The organism is Pseudomonas sp. 22515, assembly GCF_052044625.1.
Classification (GTDB): Bacteria; Pseudomonadota; Gammaproteobacteria; order Pseudomonadales; family Pseudomonadaceae; genus Aquipseudomonas; species Aquipseudomonas alloputida.
This window is the reverse complement of sequence record NZ_JBQENN010000016.1, coordinates 113,188-135,662: the sequence shown is the minus strand read 5'-3', so window position 1 is coordinate 135,662 and position 22,475 is coordinate 113,188. Positions and strand designations below refer to the sequence as shown.

Sequence of the window (22,475 nt, the reverse complement as noted above, 5' to 3'; positions counted from 1 at the left end):
GCCTCGGCCGCGAAGGGTGCCGATGTGGGTTTTCGTAACGATAATTTTACAAAACTCGGCAAGTGTCGGAAAATTCGAGGCATCTGGTTGATCGAAACCCGGTTTTTGTCAGCTTATCTTTACGACTTTTCCGCGCGGTGTTGAAAAACATCAGCGCTTCGAGAGCCCTCATGCGTATCAAAGTCCATTGCCAGAACCGCATTGGCATCCTGCGCGACATCCTCAACCTGCTGGTTGAGTACGGCATCAACGTGCTGCGCGGTGAGGTGGGCGGTGACCATGGCAACGCCATCTACCTGCACTGCCCGAACCTGATCAACCTGCAATTTCAGGCCCTGCGGCCGAAGTTCGAGGCGATTGCCGGGGTGTTCGGCGTAAAGCGTGTGGGCCTGATGCCCAGCGAACGCCGGCACATGGAGCTGAATGCGTTGCTGGGGGCGCTGGACTTCCCGGTGTTGTCGATCGACATGGGCGGCAGCATCGTTGCCGCCAACCGGGCAGCCGCGCAGCTGCTTGGCGTGCGGGTTGACGAGGTGCCGGGCATGCCGCTGGCGCGCTACGTAGAAGACTTCGATCTACCGGAGCTGGTGCGGGCCAACAAGTCGCGCATCAACGGCTTGCGCATCAAAGTCAAAGGCGATGTGTTCCTGGCCGATATCGCACCGCTGCAGTCCGAGCATGATGACAGCGAGGCGCTGGCCGGCGCGGTGCTTACCCTGCACCGCGCCGACCGAATCGGCGAGCGTATCTACAATGTGCGCAAGCAAGAGCTGCGTGGCTTCGACAGTATCTTCCAGAGCTCGCGGGTGATGGCTGCCGTGGTGCGTGAAGCGCGGCGCATGGCGCCGCTGGATGCACCGTTGCTGATCGAGGGCGAAACCGGTACCGGCAAGGAGTTGCTGGCGCGCGCCTGCCACCTGGCCAGCCCGCGTGGACAGTCGCCGCTGATGGCGCTCAACTGCGCCGGGTTGCCCGAGTCGATGGCCGAGACCGAGCTGTTCGGTTACGGCCCTGGGGCATTCGAAGGGGCACGGGCCGAAGGCAAGCTGGGGCTGCTGGAGTTGACTGCAGGCGGCACGCTGTTCCTTGACGGGGTAGGGGAGATGAGCCCGCGCCTGCAGGTAAAGCTGCTGCGCTTTCTGCAGGACGGCTGCTTCCGTCGGGTGGGTAGCGATGAAGAGGTCTACCTGGATGTGCGGGTGATTTGTGCAACCCAGGTGGATTTGTCCGAGTTGTGTGCCCGTGGCGAGTTTCGCCAGGACCTGTATCACCGGCTCAATGTACTGTCGCTGCACATTCCGCCTTTGCGCGAATGCATGGATGGTCTGGAGGGGTTGGTGCAGCATTTTCTCGATCAGGCCAGTCGACAGATTGGCTGCGCCATGCCGCGCCTTGCACCGGCGGCAATGGACAAACTTGGGCAGTACCACTGGCCAGGTAATGTAAGGCAGTTGGAAAACGTGTTGTTCCAGGCGGTTTCGTTATGTGACGGCGGCTTGGTTAAAAGCGAGCATATCCGCTTGCCGGATTATGGCGTGCGGCAACCGTTAGGCGAGTTTTCGCTGGAAGGGGATCTTTCGCAGATAGTAGGGCGCTTTGAAAAGGCGGTGCTGGAAAGTTTGATAGGTGAGTTTCCCAGTAGTCGGGCCTTGGGCAAAAGACTGGGTGTTTCGCACACGACAATTGCCAACAAGTTGAGGGATTACTCGCTTAACAAGTCGGCGGATTAGTTGTTGGGCAAAGAACCTGGGACTGCGTTGCAGTCCTTTCGCGACACAAGGCCGCTCCCACNCGCGATAGGGGCCCGCAGGGCCCCCGATTCCAGGGTATCAGCCGTTAGAGCAGCCGTTCCCCATCACGCGGTATTCGAGAATGTGCTTCTGGCCCTGGGAGTCCTCGTAGGTCATGCGGGCGGGCACGACTTCGCACACATTGGGCACTTCGCTCATGGAAATGACGCGAGCAATGTCCAGGTGCTGCGAGTAACTGTACTGTTCAACCGGAATCTGCTCGGCATCTTTGGCTTCGCCGGCCATTGCCGCGCCGCAAAGACTGCCAAGTACCAATACCAGTAAAGCTTTCATTTTCTATTTACCTGTCTAAGGTCGTGAGGGGGCACGCGGNATGGCGCCGCGAGTACAGCGAGTGTTAACTATCGGGATTAGAGGGGGATTAACGTTTGCCTTCGTGGGGGCTGTTTCCAGTTGTTAATCGCCTTGCCGTTGCTGGCGAGGTGAATTTTATGGCGGTGGCCAATGCTGAAACAGTGGGTGTTTTGATAAAGTGTTTTGACAGAATCTGTAACAATCCTGTGGCAACCCCCTCGTTTTTTCGTCGGCAAGGCTGTAATGCCCGCGCCAGAGCGTTTTGCCGGAACGGGTGTACCAAATTACTACCAACGTCGAATGGCTTTTGTCGCTCTGGTACAGTTACAAACGGTTCCATACAAAAACAACTATTACACCGAGGTAACACAGATGAGTGCGGCTCCACTGTATCCCGTTCGTCCCGAGGTTGCGGCCACTACCCTGACCGACGAGGCCACCTACAAGGCCATGTACCAGCAATCGGTGATCAACCCGGACGGCTTCTGGCGCGAGCAGGCCCAGCGTATCGACTGGATCAAGCCGTTCACCAAGGTCAAGCAGACCTCCTTCGACGACCACCATGTCGATATCAAATGGTTCGCCGACGGCACTCTGAACGTTTCCTCCAACTGCCTGGACCGCCACCTTGAAGAGCGCGGTGACCAGTTGGCCATCATCTGGGAAGGTGACGACCCTTCCGAGCACCGCAACATCACTTACCGCGAGTTGCACGAGCAGGTCTGCAAGTTCGCCAACGCCCTGCGTGGCCAGGATGTGCACCGCGGTGACGTGGTCACCATCTATATGCCGATGATCCCCGAAGCGGTGGTCGCCATGCTGGCCTGTGCACGCATTGGTGCGATTCACTCGGTGGTGTTCGGCGGCTTCTCGCCCGAGGCGCTGGCTGGCCGTATCATCGACTGCAAGTCCAAGGTGGTAATCACGGCCGACGAAGGCGTGCGTGGTGGCCGCCGCACACCGCTCAAGGCCAACGTCGACCTGGCGCTGACCAACCCTGAAACCAGCAGCGTGCAGAAAATCATCGTGTGCAAGCGCACCGGTGGCGACATTGCCTGGCACCAGCACCGCGACATCTGGTACGAAGACCTGATGAAAGTCGCCTCCAGCCACTGCGCACCCAAGGAAATGGGCGCTGAAGAGGCGCTGTTCATCCTTTATACCTCCGGCTCCACCGGCAAGCCGAAGGGCGTGCTGCACACCACGGGCGGTTACCTGGTTTACGCCGCGCTGACCCATGAACGCGTGTTCGATTACCGCCCGGGCGAGGTGTACTGGTGCACCGCCGACGTCGGTTGGGTCACAGGCCACAGCTATATCGTCTACGGCCCGCTGGCCAACGGCGCTACCACCTTGCTGTTCGAGGGCGTGCCGAACTACCCGGACATTACCCGCGTATCGAAGATCGTCGACAAGCACAAGGTCAACATCCTCTACACAGCGCCAACTGCCATTCGCGCCATGATGGCTGAAGGGCAGGCAGCTGTTGAGGGCGCCGACGGTTCCAGCCTGCGTCTGCTGGGGTCGGTGGGTGAGCCGATCAACCCTGAGGCCTGGAACTGGTACTACAAGACCGTCGGCAAGGAGCGTTGCCCGATCGTCGACACCTGGTGGCAGACCGAGACCGGCGGCATCCTGATCAGCCCGCTGCCTGGCGCCACCGGCCTCAAGCCGGGTTCGGCAACCCGTCCGTTCTTCGGTGTGGTGCCTGCCCTGGTCGATAACCTGGGCAACCTGATCGACGGTGCTGCCGAAGGCAACTTGGTAATCCTCGACTCCTGGCCGGGTCAGTCGCGTTCGCTGTACGGCGACCATGACCGCTTCGTCGACACCTACTTCAAGACCTTCCGTGGCATGTACTTCACCGGCGACGGTGCGCGCCGGGACGAGGACGGCTACTACTGGATCACCGGCCGTGTGGATGACGTGCTCAACGTGTCCGGCCACCGCATGGGTACTGCCGAGATCGAAAGCGCCATGGTTGCGCATTCGAAGGTTGCCGAGGCCGCAGTGGTTGGCGTGCCGCATGACATCAAAGGGCAGGGTATTTATGTGTATGTCACCCTCAATGCCGGCATCGAGGCCAGCGAGCAATTGCGCCTGGAGCTGAAGAACTGGGTACGCAAGGAGATTGGCCCGATTGCCTCGCCGGATGTGATCCAGTGGGCGCCAGGGCTGCCGAAGACCCGCTCGGGCAAGATCATGCGCCGCATCCTGCGCAAGATTGCCACTGGTGAATACGACGCCCTGGGCGATATCTCGACCTTGGCCGACCCAGGTGTGGTGCAGCACCTGATCGATACCCACAAGGCGATGAACCTGGCTTCGGCCTAATTCCCTCGCCGGCAATACCCCCTGTAGGAGCGGGCTTGCCCGCGAATGCGTCAGTTCAGGCTAAGCTGTCTCCTGACCTCATGCATTCGCGGTCAAGCCCGCTCTTGCATTGTTACCCGACAATCATCGGTTACTGTTCTGTCACCGGTCCCGCACAGGTTCGGGGCGCCAGGAAACAATTCCGGCCCGTTTCGGTGCATCGGGGTCAGCATTTTGTGCATCAAGGCACGCTGCACTTGCCGTCGTACAAGGGTTTGCCAATAATAGGCCCAGGAATTGCTAGGTCTATAGGTTCTATTTCTTGCGCCATTGCATGTTCTGCATTGGCTGTCAACATCGCCCGCGGCGGTTTCAAGCGCTTCTATAAGTAGTTGTCGCTTTGAAGAAATATCGACTACCGGGCTGTCGTTAAAATGCCACTCACTCGCTCGTGGTATGCGGCCTTGGTCGAACCCTGCGCGGCTCGCGTTGTACTCATTCGCATATCGGGCAGCCGTTACCTGCCTTGTATTGCCCCGTACCGATGGAGTTACCTGATGAAGAAGCTCGCACTGCTTGGCGCCCTGGCGCTGTCTGTGTTTTCCCTGGTGTCGCAGGCTGATGAAAAACCGCTGAAAATCGGCATCGAAGCGGCCTACCCACCCTTCGCTTTCAAGCAACCTGACGGCAGCATCGCCGGCTTTGACTACGATATCGGCAACGCGCTGTGCGAAGAGATGAAAACCAAGTGTACCTGGGTCGAGCAGGAGTTCGACGGCCTGATCCCGGCGCTGAAAGTGCGCAAGATCGACGCCATCCTGTCGTCCATGTCGATCACCGATGACCGCAAGAAGTCGGTCGACTTCACCAAGCGCTACTACCTGACTCCGGCGCGCCTGGTCATGAAGGACGGCACCACCGTCAGCGACAGCCTGGACGAACTGAAAGGCAAGAAGATTGGTGTGCAGCGCGGCTCCATTCACGACCGCTTCGCCAAGGAAGTGCTGGGCGCCAAAGGTGCCACCGTGGTGCCTTACGGCACCCAGAACGAAATCTACCTGGACGTCGCAGCTGGCCGCCTCGACGGCACCGTGGCGGATGCCACCCTGCTGGAAGACGGCTTCCTCAAGACTGACGCCGGCAAGGGCTTCGCGTTCGTAGGCCCGGCCTTCACCGACGCCAAGTACTTCGGTGACGGTATCGGTATTGCCGTACGCAAGGGTGACAAGGCCAATGTCGACCGCATCAACGCGGCGATCGACGCCATCCGTGCCAACGGCAAGTACAAAGAAATCGAAAGCAAGTACTTCAATTTCGACATCTACGGTCCAGACTCGAAGTAAGACGTCGGGTTTCACCTGTGCAATGGTGCAAACAGCAGAGGCTCTGAGGTTTGCACCATTTTTCATTCTCTAGGTCGAGGACCTCATCATGTTGAAAGGCTACGGGGCAGTCATCCTCGACGGGGCGTGGCTGACGCTACAGCTCGCCCTGTCGTCGATGGCCCTGGCCATCGTGCTCGGCCTGATCGGTGTGGCGCTGCGTTTGTCGCCAGTGCGCTGGCTGGCCTGGCTGGGCGATCTGTATTCCACGGTGATCCGTGGTATTCCGGACCTGGTCCTGATCCTGCTGATCTTCTACGGCGGGCAAGACATCATCAACCGGGTGGCGCCGCTGCTCGGCTATGAAGACTATATCGATCTGAATCCGCTGATTGCGGGTATCGGTACCCTAGGCTTCATCTTTGGCGCCTACCTCTCGGAAACCTTCCGCGGGGCCTTCCTGGGCATTCCCAAAGGCCAGGCCGAGGCGGGCGTGGCGTATGGCATGAGCCCCCGCCAAGTGTTCTTCCGCATCCAGGTGCCGCAAATGATTCGCCTGGCCATTCCGGGCTTCACCAACAACTGGCTGGTGCTGACCAAGGCCACTGCGCTGATTTCGGTCGTCGGCCTGCAGGACATGATGTTCAAGGCCAAGCAGGCGGCTGACGCCACCCGCGAACCCTTCACCTTCTTCCTGGCAGTGGCGGCGCTGTACCTGGTGCTGACCAGTGTTTCGCTGCTGGCCCTGAAGTATCTGGAGCGCCGCTACTCGGTGGGCGTCAAGGTGGCTGAACTATGATCTTCGACTACAACGTCGTCTGGGAAGCGCTGCCGATGTACTTCGGCGGTTTGCTGACCACCCTGAAACTGCTGGCGATTTCGCTTTTCTTCGGCCTGTTGGCAGCCATTCCGCTGGGCCTGATGCGGGTATCCAGGCAGCCGGTGGTCAACCTTGCTGCATGGCTGTACACCTACGTCATCCGTGGCACGCCGATGCTGGTGCAGCTGTTCCTGATCTACTACGGCCTGGCCCAGTTCGAGGCGGTGCGCGAGAGTATCTTCTGGCCGCTGCTGTCCAGCGCCACCTTCTGCGCCTGCCTGGCGTTCGGCATCAATACCAGTGCCTACACGGCCGAAATCATTGCCGGCAGCCTCAAGGCGACGCCGCATGGCGAGATCGAAGCTGCCAAGGCCATGGGGATGTCGCGCATGAAAATGTACCGCCGCATCCTGCTGCCTTCGGCACTGCGTCGGGCACTGCCGCAATACAGCAATGAAGTGATCATGATGCTGCAGACCACCAGCCTGGCGTCGATCGTCACCCTGATCGACATCACCGGTGCTGCGCGCACGGTCAATGCCCAGTACTACCTGCCTTTCGAGGCCTATATCACGGCGGGCGTGTTCTACCTGTGCCTGACCTTCATCCTGGTGCGCCTGTTCAAGATGGCCGAACGCCGCTGGCTCGGCTACCTGGCGCCGCGCAAGCACTGACCGCTTTGTGAGAATCGACAGCATGTACAAACTCGAAGTCCAAGACCTGCACAAGCGCTACGGCAGCCACGAAGTGCTCAAGGGCGTGTCACTGGCGGCCAAGGCCGGCGACGTCATCAGCATCATCGGCTCCAGCGGTTCGGGCAAGTCGACCTTCCTGCGCTGCATCAACCTGCTGGAGCAGCCGCACGCCGGCAAGATCCTGCTCAACAACGAAGAACTGAAGCTGGTCCCCGGCAAGGATGGTGCGTTGAAGGCCGCCGACCCGCGTCAATTGCAGCGCATGCGCTCGCGCCTGTCGATGGTGTTCCAGCACTTCAACTTGTGGTCGCACATGACTGCGCTTGAGAACATCATCGAAGCGCCAGTGCACGTGCTGGGCGTGAACAAAAAGGAAGCCCTGGAAAAGGCCGAGCACTACCTGGCCAAGGTGGGGGTTGCCCATCGCAAGGATGCCTTCCCCGGGCATATGTCGGGGGGTGAGCAACAACGTGTGGCAATTGCCCGGGCATTGGCCATGGAGCCGGAGGTCATGCTGTTCGACGAGCCGACCTCGGCGCTCGACCCTGAGCTGGTGGGTGATGTGCTGAAGGTGATGCAGGCGCTGGCCCAGGAAGGTCGGACCATGGTGGTGGTGACCCACGAAATGGGCTTTGCCCGCGAGGTGTCCAACCAGCTGGTGTTTCTGCACAAAGGCCTGGTGGAAGAAACCGGCTGCCCGCGTGAAGTGCTGGCCAATCCGCAGTCGGAGCGCCTGCAGCAGTTCCTCTCCGGCAGCCTGAAGTAAAAGCTGCATTTTTGCACCAGAATAGGGCATGCTGCGCGGCGAGCGCAGCCTGACCCGGCGCACAGACTCGAACGACCTCAGGTTTCGGACCGTACCCTATGACCACCCAGCGAATCGGTTTTCTCATCTGGCCCAGCACCAGGCCTTTGACCCTGGCGTTGGCCGAGGAAGTGTTGCTGGTGGCGCAGCGTGTGCATCCGGATGTGGTCTACGAGTTGGTCTTCCTGCAGGCCGAGCCTGCGCAGGAAGGCGCCTGGCGGCTGCCGGGCGAGCCGTGGACCGGCCGCCTGGAGGGCTGCCACAAGCTCTTTCTGCTGGCCGACGAGCCGCCTGCGGCGATGGGGGCTGCCTTTTCAGCCGCGCTCAAGCAACTGGCGCGCAGTGGTTGCCTGATCGGTGGCCTGTCGGCCGGGGTCTATCCGCTGGCCATGCTGGGCCTGCTCGATGGGTACCGGGCAGCCGTGCACTGGCGCTGGCAGGATGACTTTGCCGAACGCTTCCCCAAGGTGATTGCCACCAGCCACCTGTTCGACTGGGATCGCGACCGACTGACCGCCTGCGGCGGTATGGCCGTGACCGACCTGCTGCTGGCGGTGCTGGCGCGCGATCACGGGGCGGAGCTGGCCGGGGCGGTGTCGGAAGAGCTGGTGGTAGAGCGCATCCGCGAGGGTGGCGAGCGCCAGCGTATTCCGCTGCAGAACCGCCTGGGCTCGAGTCACCCCAAGCTGACTCAGGCCGTTTTGCTGATGGAAGCCAACATCGAAGAGCCGCTGACCACCGACGAAATCGCCCAGCATGTGTGCGTGTCACGTCGGCAGTTGGAGCGTATCTTCAAGCAGTACCTGAACCGTGTACCCAGCCAGTACTACCTGGAGTTGCGGTTGAACAAGGCGCGGCAGATGCTGATGCAGACCAGCAAGTCGATCATCCAGATCGGGCTGTCCTGTGGCTTCTCCTCGGGGCCGCATTTTTCCAGTGCCTACCGTAACTTCTTTGGTGCAACGCCGCGAGAAGACCGGAACCAGCGTCGCAGCAGCAGCCCGTTTGAATTGAGCTCGGCGCCGGCTGAAAAGGGCTGAGATTCGGTTGGGTTCGGGGTGTATGCCTTGGGGTTGATGTTGGGGTGCAAATCGAGCGCCGCCCACGCGGCGCTTCGCGGGCGGCGCTCGATCTCCCCGTCAACACACCAACATCGCCGTACATCCTGCCCCCTCAAAATTCTGTGTGAACACCCGTACATCCTGCCCCCTCACAAACCTGTGTGAACACCCGTTCACCCAGCCCCCTCTCTCCCGTACACTGCGCGATTGCGACAGTGTTTGTCGCATTGCCGAAAGCCTTGTCAAAACTGGGTTTTGCGCTGTAACAAGTTGTCGCTTGGCCGCAAGGACAGGCGCGGATCAGTCCTTACAATCCCCCCATCGCTCGCCACTTCCAGGCCAGCGTTCCTCTTCAGGAGACTCAGATGTCCGTTGAGCAAGCCCCGGTGCAACGTGCCGATTTCGACCAGGTGATGGTCCCCAACTATTCTCCGGCGGCCTTCATTCCTGTGCGAGGCGAGGGTTCCCGCGTCTGGGACCAGTCGGGTCGCGAGTTGATCGACTTTGCCGGCGGCATCGCGGTCAATGCCCTGGGCCACTGCCACCCGGCACTGGTCAAGGCCCTGACTGAACAGGCCAATACCCTCTGGCACGTCTCCAACGTGTTCACCAACGAGCCGGCCCTGCGCCTGGCCCACAAGCTGGTGGACGCCACCTTTGCCGACCGCGCGTTCTTCTGCAACTCCGGCGCCGAGTCCAACGAGGCCGCTTTCAAGCTGGCCCGTCGTGTGGCGCATGACCGCTTCGGTCCGCAAAAGCACGAAATCATCGCCACCCTGAACAGCTTCCACGGTCGCACCCTGTTTACCGTCAGCGTGGGTGGCCAGCCGAAGTACTCCGATGGCTTTGGCCCGAAGATCACCGGTATCAGCCATGTGCCGTACAACGACCTGGAAGCGTTGAAGGCACAGATTTCCGACAAGACCTGCGCCGTGGTGATCGAGCCGATCCAGGGCGAGAGCGGCGTGGTGCCGGCCGACAAGGCCTACCTGGAAGGCGCGCGCAAGCTGTGTGATGAGCACAATGCGCTGCTGATCTTCGACGAAGTGCAGACTGGCGTGGGCCGTACCGGCTCGCTGTATGCCTACCAGCACTACGGCGTGACCCCGGACATTCTGACCAGTGCCAAGAGCCTGGGCGGCGGCTTCCCGATTGGCGCCATGCTGACCACCACCGAGCTGGCCAAGCACCTGGCCGTTGGCACCCACGGCACCACCTATGGCGGCAACCCGCTGGGTTGCGCCGTGGCCTGCGCGGTGCTGGATGTGGTCAACACCCCGGAAACCCTGGCCGGTATCAAGGCAAAGCACGAGCGCTTCAAAACCCGCCTGGAGCAGATCGGCCAGAAGTACAACCTGTTCAGCCAGGTGCGTGGCGTCGGCTTGCTGCTGGGCTGTGTCTTGACCGAGGCCTGGCAAGGCAAGGCCAAGGACGTGCTCAATGCTGCCGAGAAAGAAGGCGTGATGGTGCTGCAGGCCGGCCCGGATGTCGTCCGCTTCGCGCCAAGCCTGGTGGTTGAAGACGCTGACATCGACGAAGGCCTGGACCGCTTCGAACGCGCTGTGGCCACACTGACCAAAGGCTGATTCGCCAGCGGTCCTTTCGCCGGTCCCGGCGCAGCCTCAACCCGAGGCTACGCCGGGCCGACGATACCCGATTCCAGTGCAGGTGCCTGGGTGCCTGCCGTTTTTCCGTGCCGACGTGAATGGCCCGTATTCCAAAGGAGTGACACCATGCTGGTGATGCGCCCCGCGCAAATGGCTGATCTGAACGACGTGCAGCGCATGGCTGCAGACAGCCCCATTGGTGTCACCTCGCTGCCGGACGACACTGCTCGTCTGGGCGACAAGATTGCCGCCTCTGAGACATCCTTCGCCGCCGAGGTCAGCTTCAACGGTGAAGAGAGTTACTTTTTCGTGCTCGAAGACAGTGAAACAGGCAAGTTGGCCGGCTGCTCGGCCATTGTCGCTTCGGCCGGCTACTCCGAGCCGTTCTACAGTTTTCGTAACGAAACATTCGTGCACGCCTCACGCGAGCTGAAGATACACAACAAGATCCATGTGCTGTCGCTGTGCCACGATCTGACCGGCAACAGCCTGCTGACCAGTTTCTATGTGGCGCCGGAGCTGGTGAACAGTGGCTGGGCCGAGCTCAACTCGCGCGGCCGACTGCTGTTCATGGCTGCGCACCCGGAGCGCTTTGCCGATTCGGTGGTGACCGAGATCGTCGGCTTCAGCGACGAGCAGGGTGAATCGCCGTTCTGGGATGCCATCGGCCGCAACTTCTTCGACCTCAACTATGCCGACGCCGAGCGCCTGTGCGGCCTGAAGAGCCGTACCTTTCTCGCCGAGCTGATGCCCCACTACCCGATCTACGTGCCGTTGTTGCCAGACCTGGCGCAGGAAGCCATGGGCCAGGTACATCCGCGGGCGCAGATCACCTTCGACATACTCATGCGCGAAGGCTTCGAGACTGAGCACTACATCGACATCTTCGACGGCGGCCCGACCCTGCATGCGCGCACCTCTGGCATCCGCTCGATCGCCCAGAGCCGGGTGGTCCCGGTGAAGATCGAAGAGGCCCCGGCCAAAGGCGGTCGCCCGTACCTGGTGTGCAACGGCCTGCTGCAGGACTACCGCGCGGTGTTGCTGGACCTGGACTGGGTGCCTGGCAAGCCGGTCAGCCTGAGCGTGGCAGCAGCCGACGCGCTGGGCGTGGGCGAGGGCGCCAGCGTGCGCCTGGTCGCGGTTTGAGGTCTGGCAACAGACGTTTCGGGATTGATGCGTTAGCAGAGTTTCGCGCCGGCCGATGCCGCCGCACAAGGAGATAGCATGATCGTTCGTCCTGTACGCAGCAGCGATTTGCCTGCGTTGATCGAATTGGCACGCAGCACCGGCACCACCGGGCTGACCACGCTGCCGGCCAACGAAGAGCGCCTGGGGCATCGCGTTGGTTGGGCGGAAAAAAGCTTTCGTGGCGAAGCCGAGCGTGGCGACACCGATTACCTGTTCGTGCTGGAAAACGACGAAGGTCTGGTGGTGGGTATCAGTGCCATCGCCGGCGCCGTCGGCCTGCGTGAGCCTTGGTACAACTACCGGGTCGGCCTGACTGTCAGCGCCTCGCAGGAGCTGAAGATCTACCGCGAAATCCCGACGCTGTTCCTGGCCAACGACCTGACCGGCAACTCCGAGCTGTGCTCGCTGTTCCTGCGTAGCGACTACCGCTCGGGCCTCAATGGCCGCCTGCTGTCGCGTGCGCGCATGCTGTTCATTGCCGAGTTCCCCGAGCTGTTCGGCAAGAAGATCATTGCCGAAATGCGCGGCATGTCTGACGAGCAGGGCCGTTCGCCGTTCTGGGAAAGCCTGGGCCGGCATTTTTTCAAGATGGAGTTCAGCCAGGCCGATTACCTCACTGGCGTGGGCAACAAGTCGTTCATCGCCGAACTGATGCCCAAGTTCCCGCTGTACACCTGCTTCCTGTCCGAAGCGGCGCGCAGTGTGATCGGCCGTGTGCACAAAGACACCGAGCCGGCGCTGGCCATGCTCAAGCAGGAAGGCTTCAACTACCAGGGCTACGTCGACATCTTCGATGCCGGCCCGGCCATCGAGTGTGACACTGCCAAGATCCGCGCCGTGCGCGAGAGCCAGACCTTGGTGCTGGCGGTAGGTACGCCAGGCGATGACGCGACCCCTTTCATTATCCACAACCGCAAGCGCGACGATTGCCGCATCACTGCTGCACCTGCACGGTTGGCCGCCGGCACCCTGGTGGTCGACCCGTTGACCGCCAAGCGCCTGCGCATGGGCGTCGGTGACAATGTCCGCGCGGTGCCGCTGTCGGCCAGCCGGGAGGCCCAGTAAATGACCACGCATTACATCGCAGGCAATTGGCAGGCCGGCCAGGGCGAAACCCTGCAGTCGCTCAACCCGGTGACCCAGGCCGTGATCTGGCAAGGGCAGGGCGCTGACGCCAGCCAGGTCGACGCTGCCGTGCAGGCCGCGCGGCAGGCCTTTCCGGCCTGGGCGCAGTTGAGCCTGGAGGCACGTATCGATGTGCTGGAGAAGTTTGCCGCGCAGCTGAAAGTGCATGCCGAAGCCATGGCCCAGTGCATTGGCGAGGAAACCGGGAAGCCGCTGTGGGAATCTGCGACTGAAGTCACCAGCATGATCAACAAGGTGGCGATTTCAGTACAGAGCTACCGCGAGCGCACCGGCGAAAAGAGTGGTCCGCTGGCCGATGCCACGGCTGTTCTGCGGCACAAGCCTCACGGCGTCGTGGCGGTGTTCGGCCCTTACAATTTCCCCGGGCACCTGCCCAATGGCCATATCGTGCCGGCGCTGCTGGCAGGCAACTGCGTGGTGTTCAAGCCCAGCGAGCTCACCCCCAAGGTCGCTGAGCTTACCGTCAACTGCTGGATTGCTGCCGGCCTGCCGGCGGGTGTGCTGAACCTGGTGCAGGGCGCACGTGAAACCGGTGTGGCGCTGGCCGCCAACCCAGGTATCGATGGCCTGTTCTTCACCGGCTCAAGCCGCACCGGCAACCTGCTGCATCAACAGTTCGCAGGCCGCCCAGACAAGATTCTGGCCCTGGAAATGGGGGGTAACAACCCGCTGGTGGTGGACGAGGTCAAGGACCTCAATGCGGCGGTGTATACCATTGTCCAGTCGGCGTTCATTTCCGCCGGCCAGCGTTGCACCTGCGCGCGGCGCCTGCTGGTGCCGCAAGGCGCCTGGGGCGATGCGCTGATCGCGCGCCTGGTCGAAGTGTGCAAAACCATCACGGTGGGGGCGTTCGATGAACAGCCCGCGCCTTTCATGGGGTCGGTGATTTCGCTGCAGGCGGCTCGGGCGCTGCTTGCCGCCCAGGTTGAACTGGCCGCCAAAGGTGGCGTGAAACTGCTGGAAATGACTCAGCCGCAGGCCGATGCTGCACTGCTGACCCCGGGCATTGTCGATGTCACTGCCGTGGCTGACCGCCCGGACGAAGAGTTTTTCGGCCCGCTGTTGCAGGTGATCCGCTACGCCGACTTCGATGCTGCCATCGATGAAGCCAATAACACCCAGTATGGCCTGGCCGCCGGCTTATTGTCTGATTCGCGAGCCCGCTACCAGTACTTCTGGTTGCGCAGTCGCGCTGGCATCGTCAACTGGAACAAACAGCTGACGGGGGCTGCCAGCAGCGCGCCGTTCGGTGGTGTGGGTGCCAGTGGCAACCATCGCGCCAGCGCCTATTACGCGGCCGACTACTGCGCTTACCCCGTGGCTTCGCTGGAGACCGCCAGCCTTGCCTTGCCGGCGACCCTGACGCCGGGCGTCACCCTATAACAACAGGTCACGGAGCCTAGCCGATGAAATCCTATGAAGTGAATTTTGATGGCCTGGTGGGGCCTACCCACAACTATGGCGGCCTGTCTTACGGTAACGTGGCTTCGCAGAGCAACAGCCAGCAGGCGTCCAACCCGCGTGAGGCCGCGCGCCAGGGCCTGGCGAAGATGAAAGCGCTGGCCGACATGGGCTTCAAGCAGGGTGTTCTGGCGCCACAAGAGCGCCCGGACGTGGCGGCGCTGCGCCGCCTGGGGTTCAGTGGTAGCGATGCCGACGTTATCCAGCGCGCCGCCCGCGAGGCCATGCCGTTGCTGGTGGCCAGTTGCTCGGCCTCGAGCATGTGGGTGGCCAACGCCGCGACAGTCAGCCCGAGTGCCGACACTGCTGATGGTCGCGTGCACTTCACTGCCGCCAACCTCAACTGCAAATATCACCGCAGCATCGAACACCCGACCACCAGCCGCGTGCTGGGTGCCATGTTCAACAACGAGAAACACTTTGCCCACCACGCTGCGCTGCCTGCCGTGGCACAGTTCGGTGACGAGGGCGCGGCCAACCACACACGCTTCTGCCGCGCCTATGGCGAGGCTGGCGTGGAGTTTTTTGTCTACGGCCGCAGTGCCTTCGACAGCCGTTACCCCGCGCCACAGAAGTACCCGGCCCGACAAACCCTGGAGGCCTCGCAAGCTGTGGCCCGGCTGCACGGCCTGAGCGATGACGGTGTGGTCTACGCTCAACAGAACCCGGCGGTGATCGATCAGGGTGTGTTCCACAATGATGTGATTTCGGTCGGTAACGGCGAGGTGCTGTTCTACCACGAGGACGCGTTTCTCGAGACCGACGCGGTACTTGGGCAACTGCGAGCTAAACTGGCCAGCAAGGGTGGCAACTTCCAGGCCATCTGCGTGCCCAGGGCCGCGGTGGCGGTGGAGGACGCGGTGCGTTCCTACCTGTTCAACAGCCAGCTGCTCAGCCGCGACGATGGTTCCATGCTGCTGGTCGTGCCGGAAGAGTGCCGCAACAACGAGCGGGTCTGGGCCTATCTGGGCCAGATGACCAGCCAGGGAGGCCCGGTGAAGGAGGTCAAGGTATTCGACCTCAAGCAAAGCATGCAAAACGGCGGCGGCCCGGCCTGCCTGCGTTTGCGCGTGGCTTTGAAAGAAGCGGAACTGGCAGCCGTCAACCAAGGCGTTATCATGACGGCCCCGCTGTATGACACGCTGCTGCAGTGGGTCGACAGGCACTACCGCGATCGCCTTGGCGAAGCAGACCTGGCTGACCCGCAACTGCTGGTGGAATGCCGTACGGCACTGGACGAATTGACCCAGATCCTGAAGTTGGGCTCGGTGTATCCGTTCCAACGCCAACCTTGAAGAGAGACTCTGTAATGACCGACGCCTTGCGCCTGATCCTCGAAGATGAAGACGGCACCCAGCTGGAAACTTCCTGCACCCGCTTTGCTGTGGTCTGGCAAGGCAAGGAAGTGTGGATTCAGCAGGATGGCCGTGGCCAGTTGCTGATCGGCGTGGATGTCGAGGAAGACGACACCGAGTATGCCAACTTGCTGCTGCGCCCGATGGCCACCAATCTGGTCAGCCTGCAGCTGGAAATGGAACCGGCAGAACTTGGCGAAGACGACGATCACGTTCATGGCCCTGACTGCGGTCACCACCACTAAGGAAGCACCTATGCTCGCCCTTGGCAAATTGCTTGAGCTGACCCTCACCGCTCACGAACCGGCTGAGAAGACCCAAGTGACACCCGGGGGCGCGCGTTTGCGATGGCTGGGGGAGGGCGCGCTCGAAGTGCGTCCGGCCGAAAGCGAAGATTGCGGGCTGGACTTGCTGTTGTCCGCCGGCATTCATGGCAACGAAACAGCGCCGATCGAATTGCTCGAACGGCTGCTGCACGGCGTGGCCAACGGCAAGATCAAACCCAGGGCACGGGTGCTGTTCCTGTTCGGCAACCCGGCGGCGATCCGCAAGGGCGAGCGCTTTATCGAACAGGACATCAACCGCTTGTTCAATGGTCGCCATGAGCTGTCCAGCGGGTTCGAAGCACTGCGTGCTGCCGAGCTTGAACAGTTCGCCCGGGTGTTCTTCAGCAAGCCGGGGCGCAACCGCCTGCATTACGACCTGCATACTGCCATCCGCGGTTCGAAGATCGAGCAATTCGCCTTGTACCCTTATAAAGAGGGGCGCAAGCACTCCCGTCGTGAGCTGGCGCGCCTGGCGGCGGCAGGTATGGAAGCGGTGCTGCTGCAAAGCAAGTCGTCCATCACCTTCAGTGCTTTCACCTACGAACAGCTTGAGGCTGAAGCTTTCACCCTGGAGTTGGGCAAGGCCCGCCCGTTCGGCCAGAACGAGCAGGTGAACCTCGACAAGCTCGAAGAGCGGCTGATCCGCATCATTGAGGCTACCGAGCCCGAAAACGAAAGCTCGCTGGATGGCCTGCAGCTGTTCAGTGTTTCCCGCGAAATCATCAAGCACAGCGACAGCTTCCACCTGCACCTGCCGGCGGACATCGAAAACTTCTCCGAGCTGAGCAAGGGTTACCTGCTGGCTGAAGACCTGGCCGAGATGCGCTGGGTAGTCGAGGAGGAGGGCGCGCGCATCATCTTCCCCAACCCCAAGGTCAAGAACGGCTTGCGCGCCGGCATTCTGATCGTGCCGGATTCGGGGCAGCGACTGGGGTGAGAGCGGTGTCGCCTGTTTCGCGGGTGAACCCGCTCCTACGGGCACGGCGCCACATTAAGGCCTTGCACATACCTTGTAGGAGCGGGTTTACCCGCGAACCAGGCGACACAGTTTCGGATCCTATCCATGATGAAAACCTTTTAATTCACCGCCTGTTCCCTTTTCCCCTCCCTTAAGCGGTAATTGGCTTGCCAGTGGCGAAACACAGGATTTAGCATCCGGTCATGTCGTTTTCGTTTGCATAGCCCGAAAAACCGTCCAAACGATGGCTTCTATCGTATAAACACACTGCATCAAGACTGCAGGACCGATATAATGCGGCCCTTTGCCGTCGTTTCGTCGACGCGTTTGCCCAACAGGGCCGCCGTTTCCGTGGAAGAACCTATGAAAAGCGCAGAAATCCGTGAAGCCTTCCTTCGCTTCTTCGAAGAGCAGGGACATACCCGAGTCGCCTCCAGTTCGCTGATCCCGAACAACGACCCGACCCTGCTGTTCACCAACGCAGGCATGAACCAGTTCAAGGACTGCTTCCTCGGTGCGGAGAAGCGCGCCTACACGCGTGCTGTCAGCAGCCAGAAGTGCGTGCGTGCCGGTGGCAAGCACAACGACCTGGAAAACGTCGGTTACACCGCGCGTCACCACACCTTCTTCGAAATGCTGGGCAACTTCAGCTTCGGCGACTATTTCAAGCGCGATGCCATTACCTTCGCCTGGACCTTCCTGACGTCTGAGCAGTGGCTGAACCTGCCCAAGGAAAAGCTCTGGGTCACCGTCTACGCCACCGACGACGAAGCCTACGACATCTGGACCAAGGAAGTCGGCGTGCCGGCCGAGCGCATGGTGCGCATCGGCGATAACAAGGGCGCCCCGTACGCCTCCGACAACTTCTGGACCATGGGCGATACCGGCCCGTGCGGCCCGTGCACCGAGATTTTCTACGATCACGGCCCGGATATCTGGGGTGGCCCACCTGGTTCGCCAGAAGAAGACGGTGACCGCTACATCGAGATCTGGAACAACGTCTTCATGCAGTTCAACCGCACAGCCGACGGTGTGTTGCACCCGCTGCCAGCGCCGTCGGTGGACACCGGCATGGGCCTGGAGCGCGTCAGCGCCGTGCTGCAGCACGTGCATTCGAACTACGAGATCGACCTGTTCCAGAACCTGCTGGCTGCCGCAGCCAAGGCCATCGGTTGCAGCAATGACGGCCAGGCCTCGCTGAAAGTGGTCGCCGACCACATCCGTTCGTGCGGCTTCCTGATTGCCGACGGCGTGCTGCCGTCCAACGAGGGCCGTGGCTACGTGCTGCGCCGCATCATTCGCCGCGCTTGCCGTCACGGCAACAAGCTGGGTGCCAAGGGCAGCTTCTTCTACCAGATCGTTGCCGCACTGGCCGCTGAAATGGGCGAAGCCTTCCCGGAGTTGAAGAGCCAGCAAGCGCACATCGAGCGCGTGCTCAAGGCCGAAGAAGAGCAGTTCGCCAAGACCCTGGAGCAGGGCCTGCGCATCCTCGAGCAAGACCTGGCCCAGCTGAAAGGCGACGTGGTACCGGGCGACGTGGTGTTCAAGCTGTACGACACCTATGGCTTCCCGATGGACCTGACTGCCGACATCGCCCGTGAGCGTGAGCTGACTATCGACGAAGCCGGCTTTGAGCGTGAAATGGACGCCCAGCGTGAGCGTGCCCGTTCCGCCAGCGCCTTCGGCATGGATTACAACAGCCTGGTCAAGGTCGACAGCGCCACCGAGTTCCTCGGTTACGACACCACCGAGGGCCAGGGCAAGATCATCGCCCTCTACAAGGATGGCCAATCCGTTGACCAGCTGGGTGAAGGCGAGCAGGGCGTTGTGGTGCTCGACCGCACGCCGTTCTACGCCGAGTCCGGTGGCCAGGTTGGTGACAGCGGCTTCCTGCAGGCAGGTGCTGCACGCTTCGACGTGCGTGATACCACCAAGACCGGCGGCGCCTTCCTGCACCACGGCGTGGTGGCCAGCGGTGCGCTGCTGATCGGTTCGCCCGTCGAGGCCAAGGTCGATGCCGACGTACAGCACGCCACCTCGTTGAATCACTCCGCCACCCACCTGCTGCACGAAGCATTGCGCCAGGTACTGGGCGAGCATGTACAGCAGAAGGGCTCGCTGGTCGACAGCCAGCGCCTGCGTTTCGACTTCAGCCACTTCGAAGCGGTGAAGCCGGAGCAGATCAAGCAGCTGGAAGACATCGTCAACCGCGAGATTCGCAAGAACACCCCGGTTGAAACCGAACTGACCGACATCGAAACTGCCAAGGCCAAAGGCGCAATGGCGCTGTTCGGCGAGAAATACGGCGACACCGTGCGTGTGCTGAGCATGGGCGGTGATTTTTCGGTGGAATTGTGCGGCGGTATCCACGCCAAGCGCACCGGTGACATCAGCCTGTTCAAGATCATCAGCGAAGGCGGCGTAGCCTCTGGCGTGCGCCGTATCGAAGCCGTAACCGGTGCCGCTGCGCTGGCTTACCTGAACGCTGCCGAAGAGCAGGTCAAGGAAGCCGCACAACTGGTCAAGGGTAACCGCGACAACCTGATCGACAAGCTGTCGGCTGTGCTCGAGCGCAACCGCCAGCTGGAGAAGCAGCTGGAACAGCTGCAGGCCAAGGCCGCCAGCGCCGCCGGGGACGATCTCTCCAACGCGGCCGTTGAGGTCAAGGGTGCCAAGGTCCTCGCCGCCCGCCTGGATGGGCAGGATGGCAAGGCCCTGCTGGCCCTGGTCGATCAGCTGAAGAACAAGCTCGGCCACGCAGTGATCCTGCTGGGCAGCGAGCATGAGGGCAAGGTTGTGCTGGTGGCCGGCGTGACCAAGGACCTCTCCAGCCAACTCAAGGCTGGCGATCTGATGAAACAAGCCGCTGCGGCGGTGGGTGGCAAGGGCGGCGGCCGTCCGGACATGGCCCAGGGTGGTGGCGTCGACGTCGCTGCCCTGGACCAGGCCCTGGCGCTGGCCGTGCCATTCGCAGAGCAGGGACTTTGAGATGAGGGGGTGGAGGGTCTAGTGGCCACACAGGCCACTCCCGTCCACCCCTTCATGTTGGATTGTTTTTTGGGGCCCTGTATGGGCTGAGGCACCATTGAAATGGCGTTGATCGTACAGAAATTTGGCGGCACCTCTGTCGGTTCCATCGAGCGGATCGAGCAGGTAGCCGAAAAGGTCAAGAAACACCGTGAAGCGGGCGACGACCTGGTGGTTGTGCTGTCGGCCATGAGCGGTGAAACCAATCGCCTGATCGACTTGGCCAAGCAGATCACCGATCAGCCGGTTCCTCGTGAACTGGACGTGATCGTGTCGACGGGTGAGCAGGTCACCATTGCCCTGCTGACCATGGCCTTGATCAAGCGTGGTGTGCCAGCGGTGTCCTACACCGGCAACCAGGTGCGTATTCTCACCGACAGCTCGCACAACAAGGCGCGCATTCTGCAAATCGACGACCAGAAGATTCGTGCCGACCTCAAGGAAGGTCGCGTCGTCGTGGTTGCAGGCTTCCAGGGTGTCGACGAGCACGGCAGCATCACTACCCTGGGTCGTGGTGGCTCTGATACCACCGGCGTGGCCCTGGCGGCGGCGCTGAAGGCTGATGAGTGCCAGATCTACACTGATGTTGATGGCGTCTACACCACCGACCCGCGCGTCGTGCCACAGGCTCGTCGCCTGGAGAAGATCACCTTCGAAGAGATGCTGGAAATGGCCAGCCTTGGTTCCAAGGTGCTGCAGATCCGTTCGGTGGAGTTCGCCGGCAAGTACAACGTTCCGCTGCGCGTGCTGCACAGCTTCAAGGAGGGTCCGGGTACCCTCATTACCATTGATGAAGAGGAATCCATGGAACAGCCGATCATTTCCGGTATCGCCTTCAACCGTGATGAAGCAAAGCTGACCATTCGCGGCGTGCCGGATACCCCGGGCGTGGCCTTCAAGATCCTCGGCCCGATCAGCGCTTCGAACATCGAAGTCGACATGATCGTGCAGAACGTTGCTCACGATAACACCACCGACTTCACCTTCACCGTGCACCGCAATGAGTACGAGAAGGCGCAGAGCGTGCTGGAAAACACTGCGCGCGAAATCGGTGCCCGTGAAGTGATCGGCGACACCAAGATCGCCAAGGTCTCGATCGTCGGCGTCGGCATGCGTTCGCACGCCGGGGTTGCCAGCTGCATGTTCGAAGCCCTGGCCAAGGAGAGCATCAACATCCAGATGATCTCCACTTCCGAGATCAAGGTTTCGGTGGTGCTCGAAGAGAAGTACCTGGAGCTGGCCGTGCGCGCGCTGCATACCGCGTTCGATCTGGATGCTCCTGCCCGACAGGGCGAGTAAGGCGCTGCCTGGAAGGGCGCGGCTTGCCGCGCCCTTCGCGTTTCTGCTCGCCGCGCAGGCCCTGTCCTGCCCTGTGCGGCGAGTAACCGGGGCCATGGTCGTCGTCCGCGACCCGGCCCGATATCCAAGACTGTTACCCCTGAATGTTTTGCGTAAGGAGAAAGCTATGTTGATTCTGACTCGTCGGTGCGCCGAGAGCCTGATCATTGGAGACGGCGAGATCACCGTGACGGTGCTTGGCGTCAAAGGCAACCAGGTGCGTATTGGCGTGAGCGCCCCGAAAGAAGTGGCAGTTCACCGCGAGGAAATCTACCTGCGGATCAAGAAGGAGAAGGATGAAGAGCCAAGCCTTTAATTTTTTTGAAGTTTTTTTCAAAAAAAGGGTTGCAAAGGTGAAAGAGGTTCTTTAATATTCGCCTCGTGTTGCGGTGAGGTGGCCGAGTGGCCGAAGGCGCTCCCCTGCTAAGGGAGTATACCTCATAAGGGTATCGGGGGTTCGAATCCCCCCTTCACCGCCATTATTTGCGTAGGGCGCTGTAAACGGTAGGAACGCTAAGTAGTTGTTTTATAACGAAAAGCTTCTTGCAAAAATGTTTCAGCGACCTATAATGCGCGGCAAGACACGGACTCATAGCTCAGCTGGATAGAGTACTCGGCTACGAACCGAGCGGTCGCAGGTTCGAATCCTGCTGAGTCCGCCACTTTTGAAGTGGCTTTGTTTGCAAGGCTGCTTCAATCAACCAGCGGTATCTGGTCTAAAACTGCCAATCGCGGACTCATAGCTCAGCTGGATAGAGTACTCGGCTACGAACCGAGCGGTCGCAGGTTCGAATCCTGCTGAGTCCGCCACTTTCTTGAAGTGGTTCTGCTTGCAAAGCCATTTCAGTCAACCAGCGGTAATCTGGTTTAAAACTGCCAATCGCGGACTCATAGCTCAGCTGGATAGAGTACTCGGCTACGAACCGAGCGGTCGCAGGTTCGAATCCT

18 protein-coding genes and 3 tRNA genes are annotated in these 22,475 nt (G+C 61.1%); 20 read left to right on the top strand and 1 reads right to left on the bottom strand.

Annotated features, from left to right (window positions below; genetic code table 11):
• Nucleotides 1–170: 170 nt before the first annotated feature.
• Complete coding sequence (locus ACTJJN_RS16700) at nt 171–1,730, top strand: sigma-54-dependent transcriptional regulator (RefSeq protein ID WP_440781427.1); 1,560 nt, start codon at nt 171–173, stop codon at nt 1,728–1,730.
• A gap of 99 nt (nt 1,731–1,829) precedes the next feature.
• Here the strand turns inward: ACTJJN_RS16700 and ACTJJN_RS16695 are convergent, their stop codons facing one another.
• Nucleotides 1,830–2,084, bottom strand: coding sequence for a DUF2790 domain-containing protein (locus tag ACTJJN_RS16695; RefSeq protein ID WP_003254526.1), 255 nt, complete (start codon nt 2,082–2,084; stop codon nt 1,830–1,832).
• Between the two features lie 393 nt (nt 2,085–2,477).
• On the opposite strand from ACTJJN_RS16695, the gene acs reads away from it, so the two are divergent.
• From acs to ACTJJN_RS16600, 19 genes are all read left to right on the top strand, one after another.
• Complete coding sequence (gene acs / locus ACTJJN_RS16690) at nt 2,478–4,439, top strand: acetate--CoA ligase (protein WP_003254525.1); 1,962 nt, start codon at nt 2,478–2,480, stop codon at nt 4,437–4,439.
• 536 nt (nt 4,440–4,975) lie between these two features.
• Complete coding sequence (locus ACTJJN_RS16685; protein ID WP_012051577.1) at nt 4,976–5,761, top strand: ABC transporter substrate-binding protein; 786 nt, start codon at nt 4,976–4,978, stop codon at nt 5,759–5,761.
• Nucleotides 5,762–5,849: 88 nt separating this feature from the next.
• Nucleotides 5,850–6,539 (top strand): ABC transporter permease, encoded by a 690-nt coding sequence (locus ACTJJN_RS16680; protein ID WP_003254523.1) that lies wholly within the window; start codon nt 5,850–5,852, stop codon nt 6,537–6,539.
• A complete protein-coding gene (locus tag ACTJJN_RS16675) occupies nt 6,536–7,234 on the top strand; it encodes an ABC transporter permease (RefSeq protein ID WP_003254520.1) in 699 nt (232 codons plus the stop codon). Before ACTJJN_RS16680 ends, ACTJJN_RS16675 begins: the two co-directional genes overlap by 4 nt.
• Nucleotides 7,235–7,256: 22 nt before the next feature.
• Nucleotides 7,257–8,021, top strand: a complete 765-nt coding sequence (locus tag ACTJJN_RS16670; RefSeq protein ID WP_010955179.1) for an ABC transporter ATP-binding protein — start codon at nt 7,257–7,259, stop codon at nt 8,019–8,021.
• A gap of 98 nt (nt 8,022–8,119) precedes the next feature.
• Nucleotides 8,120–9,100, top strand: coding sequence for a transcriptional regulator ArgR (argR, locus tag ACTJJN_RS16665; protein ID WP_004576734.1), 981 nt, complete (start codon nt 8,120–8,122; stop codon nt 9,098–9,100).
• Nucleotides 9,101–9,486: 386 nt separating this feature from the next.
• The gene (locus ACTJJN_RS16660) at nt 9,487–10,707 is read left to right on the top strand and encodes an aspartate aminotransferase family protein (RefSeq protein ID WP_017148162.1); all 1,221 of its coding nucleotides are present in this window, start codon (nt 9,487–9,489) and stop codon (nt 10,705–10,707) included.
• A 147-nt stretch (nt 10,708–10,854) separates the two neighbouring features.
• Nucleotides 10,855–11,874 (top strand): arginine/ornithine succinyltransferase subunit alpha, encoded by a 1,020-nt coding sequence (aruF, locus tag ACTJJN_RS16655; protein WP_012051578.1) that lies wholly within the window; start codon nt 10,855–10,857, stop codon nt 11,872–11,874.
• 78 nt (nt 11,875–11,952) lie between these two features.
• On the top strand, nt 11,953–12,981 hold the full coding sequence (gene astA / locus ACTJJN_RS16650) for an arginine N-succinyltransferase (protein ID WP_003254513.1): 1,029 nt from the start codon (nt 11,953–11,955) through the stop codon (nt 12,979–12,981).
• Nucleotides 12,982–14,445 carry a succinylglutamate-semialdehyde dehydrogenase gene (gene astD / locus ACTJJN_RS16645; RefSeq protein WP_014755749.1) on the top strand — a complete coding sequence of 488 codons (1,464 nt, stop codon included), beginning with the start codon at nt 12,982–12,984 and terminating at the stop codon, nt 14,443–14,445. It begins immediately after the preceding gene.
• Between the two features lie 23 nt (nt 14,446–14,468).
• Nucleotides 14,469–15,818, top strand: a complete 1,350-nt coding sequence (gene astB, locus ACTJJN_RS16640; protein ID WP_014755750.1) for an N-succinylarginine dihydrolase — start codon at nt 14,469–14,471, stop codon at nt 15,816–15,818.
• A gap of 14 nt (nt 15,819–15,832) precedes the next feature.
• Complete coding sequence (locus ACTJJN_RS16635) at nt 15,833–16,123, top strand: topoisomerase II (RefSeq protein ID WP_003254508.1); 291 nt, start codon at nt 15,833–15,835, stop codon at nt 16,121–16,123.
• Nucleotides 16,124–16,133: 10 nt separating this feature from the next.
• Entirely contained in the window at nt 16,134–17,141 is a 1,008-nt protein-coding gene (gene astE, locus ACTJJN_RS16630) for a succinylglutamate desuccinylase (protein WP_012051581.1), read from the top strand.
• A gap of 384 nt (nt 17,142–17,525) precedes the next feature.
• A complete protein-coding gene (gene alaS / locus ACTJJN_RS16625) occupies nt 17,526–20,150 on the top strand; it encodes an alanine--tRNA ligase (protein WP_029611822.1) in 2,625 nt (874 codons plus the stop codon).
• A gap of 102 nt (nt 20,151–20,252) precedes the next feature.
• Nucleotides 20,253–21,488: an aspartate kinase gene (locus ACTJJN_RS16620; protein WP_003254504.1), complete on the top strand. Its 1,236-nt coding sequence runs from the start codon at nt 20,253–20,255 to the stop codon at nt 21,486–21,488.
• Between the two features lie 166 nt (nt 21,489–21,654).
• Nucleotides 21,655–21,843, top strand: a complete 189-nt coding sequence (csrA, locus tag ACTJJN_RS16615) for a carbon storage regulator CsrA (RefSeq protein ID WP_003254503.1) — start codon at nt 21,655–21,657, stop codon at nt 21,841–21,843.
• 72 nt (nt 21,844–21,915) lie between these two features.
• Nucleotides 21,916–22,006 (top strand) — tRNA-Ser (locus ACTJJN_RS16610).
• A gap of 106 nt (nt 22,007–22,112) precedes the next feature.
• Nucleotides 22,113–22,189: transfer RNA gene (locus ACTJJN_RS16605), tRNA-Arg, on the top strand.
• Between the two features lie 71 nt (nt 22,190–22,260).
• Nucleotides 22,261–22,337 (top strand) — tRNA-Arg (locus tag ACTJJN_RS16600).
• Nucleotides 22,338–22,475: the final 138 nt, after the last annotated feature.

What these genes read in the sequence shown, in the direction of transcription:
- acs (WP_003254525.1), top strand. Translation starts at nt 2,478, where the DNA reads ATGAGTGCGGCTCCACTGTATCCCGTTCGTCCCGAGGTTGCGGCCACT.
- ACTJJN_RS16685 (WP_012051577.1), top strand. Translation starts at nt 4,976, where the DNA reads ATGAAGAAGCTCGCACTGCTTGGCGCCCTGGCGCTGTCTGTGTTTTCC.
- ACTJJN_RS16675 (WP_003254520.1), top strand. Translation starts at nt 6,536, where the DNA reads ATGATCTTCGACTACAACGTCGTCTGGGAAGCGCTGCCGATGTACTTC.
- ACTJJN_RS16635 (WP_003254508.1), top strand. Translation starts at nt 15,833, where the DNA reads ATGACCGACGCCTTGCGCCTGATCCTCGAAGATGAAGACGGCACCCAG.
- alaS (WP_029611822.1), top strand. Translation starts at nt 17,526, where the DNA reads ATGAAAAGCGCAGAAATCCGTGAAGCCTTCCTTCGCTTCTTCGAAGAG.
- ACTJJN_RS16680 (WP_003254523.1), top strand. Translation starts at nt 5,850, where the DNA reads ATGTTGAAAGGCTACGGGGCAGTCATCCTCGACGGGGCGTGGCTGACG.
- csrA (WP_003254503.1), top strand. Translation starts at nt 21,655, where the DNA reads ATGTTGATTCTGACTCGTCGGTGCGCCGAGAGCCTGATCATTGGAGAC.
- ACTJJN_RS16695 (WP_003254526.1), bottom strand. Translation starts at nt 2,084, where the DNA reads ATGAAAGCTTTACTGGTATTGGTACTTGGCAGTCTTTGCGGCGCGGCA.
- astD (WP_014755749.1), top strand. Translation starts at nt 12,982, where the DNA reads ATGACCACGCATTACATCGCAGGCAATTGGCAGGCCGGCCAGGGCGAA.
- ACTJJN_RS16670 (WP_010955179.1), top strand. Translation starts at nt 7,257, where the DNA reads ATGTACAAACTCGAAGTCCAAGACCTGCACAAGCGCTACGGCAGCCAC.
- argR (WP_004576734.1), top strand. Translation starts at nt 8,120, where the DNA reads ATGACCACCCAGCGAATCGGTTTTCTCATCTGGCCCAGCACCAGGCCT.
- astA (WP_003254513.1), top strand. Translation starts at nt 11,953, where the DNA reads ATGATCGTTCGTCCTGTACGCAGCAGCGATTTGCCTGCGTTGATCGAA.
- ACTJJN_RS16620 (WP_003254504.1), top strand. Translation starts at nt 20,253, where the DNA reads ATGGCGTTGATCGTACAGAAATTTGGCGGCACCTCTGTCGGTTCCATC.
- ACTJJN_RS16660 (WP_017148162.1), top strand. Translation starts at nt 9,487, where the DNA reads ATGTCCGTTGAGCAAGCCCCGGTGCAACGTGCCGATTTCGACCAGGTG.
- aruF (WP_012051578.1), top strand. Translation starts at nt 10,855, where the DNA reads ATGCTGGTGATGCGCCCCGCGCAAATGGCTGATCTGAACGACGTGCAG.
- astE (WP_012051581.1), top strand. Translation starts at nt 16,134, where the DNA reads ATGCTCGCCCTTGGCAAATTGCTTGAGCTGACCCTCACCGCTCACGAA.
- astB (WP_014755750.1), top strand. Translation starts at nt 14,469, where the DNA reads ATGAAATCCTATGAAGTGAATTTTGATGGCCTGGTGGGGCCTACCCAC.
- ACTJJN_RS16700 (WP_440781427.1), top strand. Translation starts at nt 171, where the DNA reads ATGCGTATCAAAGTCCATTGCCAGAACCGCATTGGCATCCTGCGCGAC.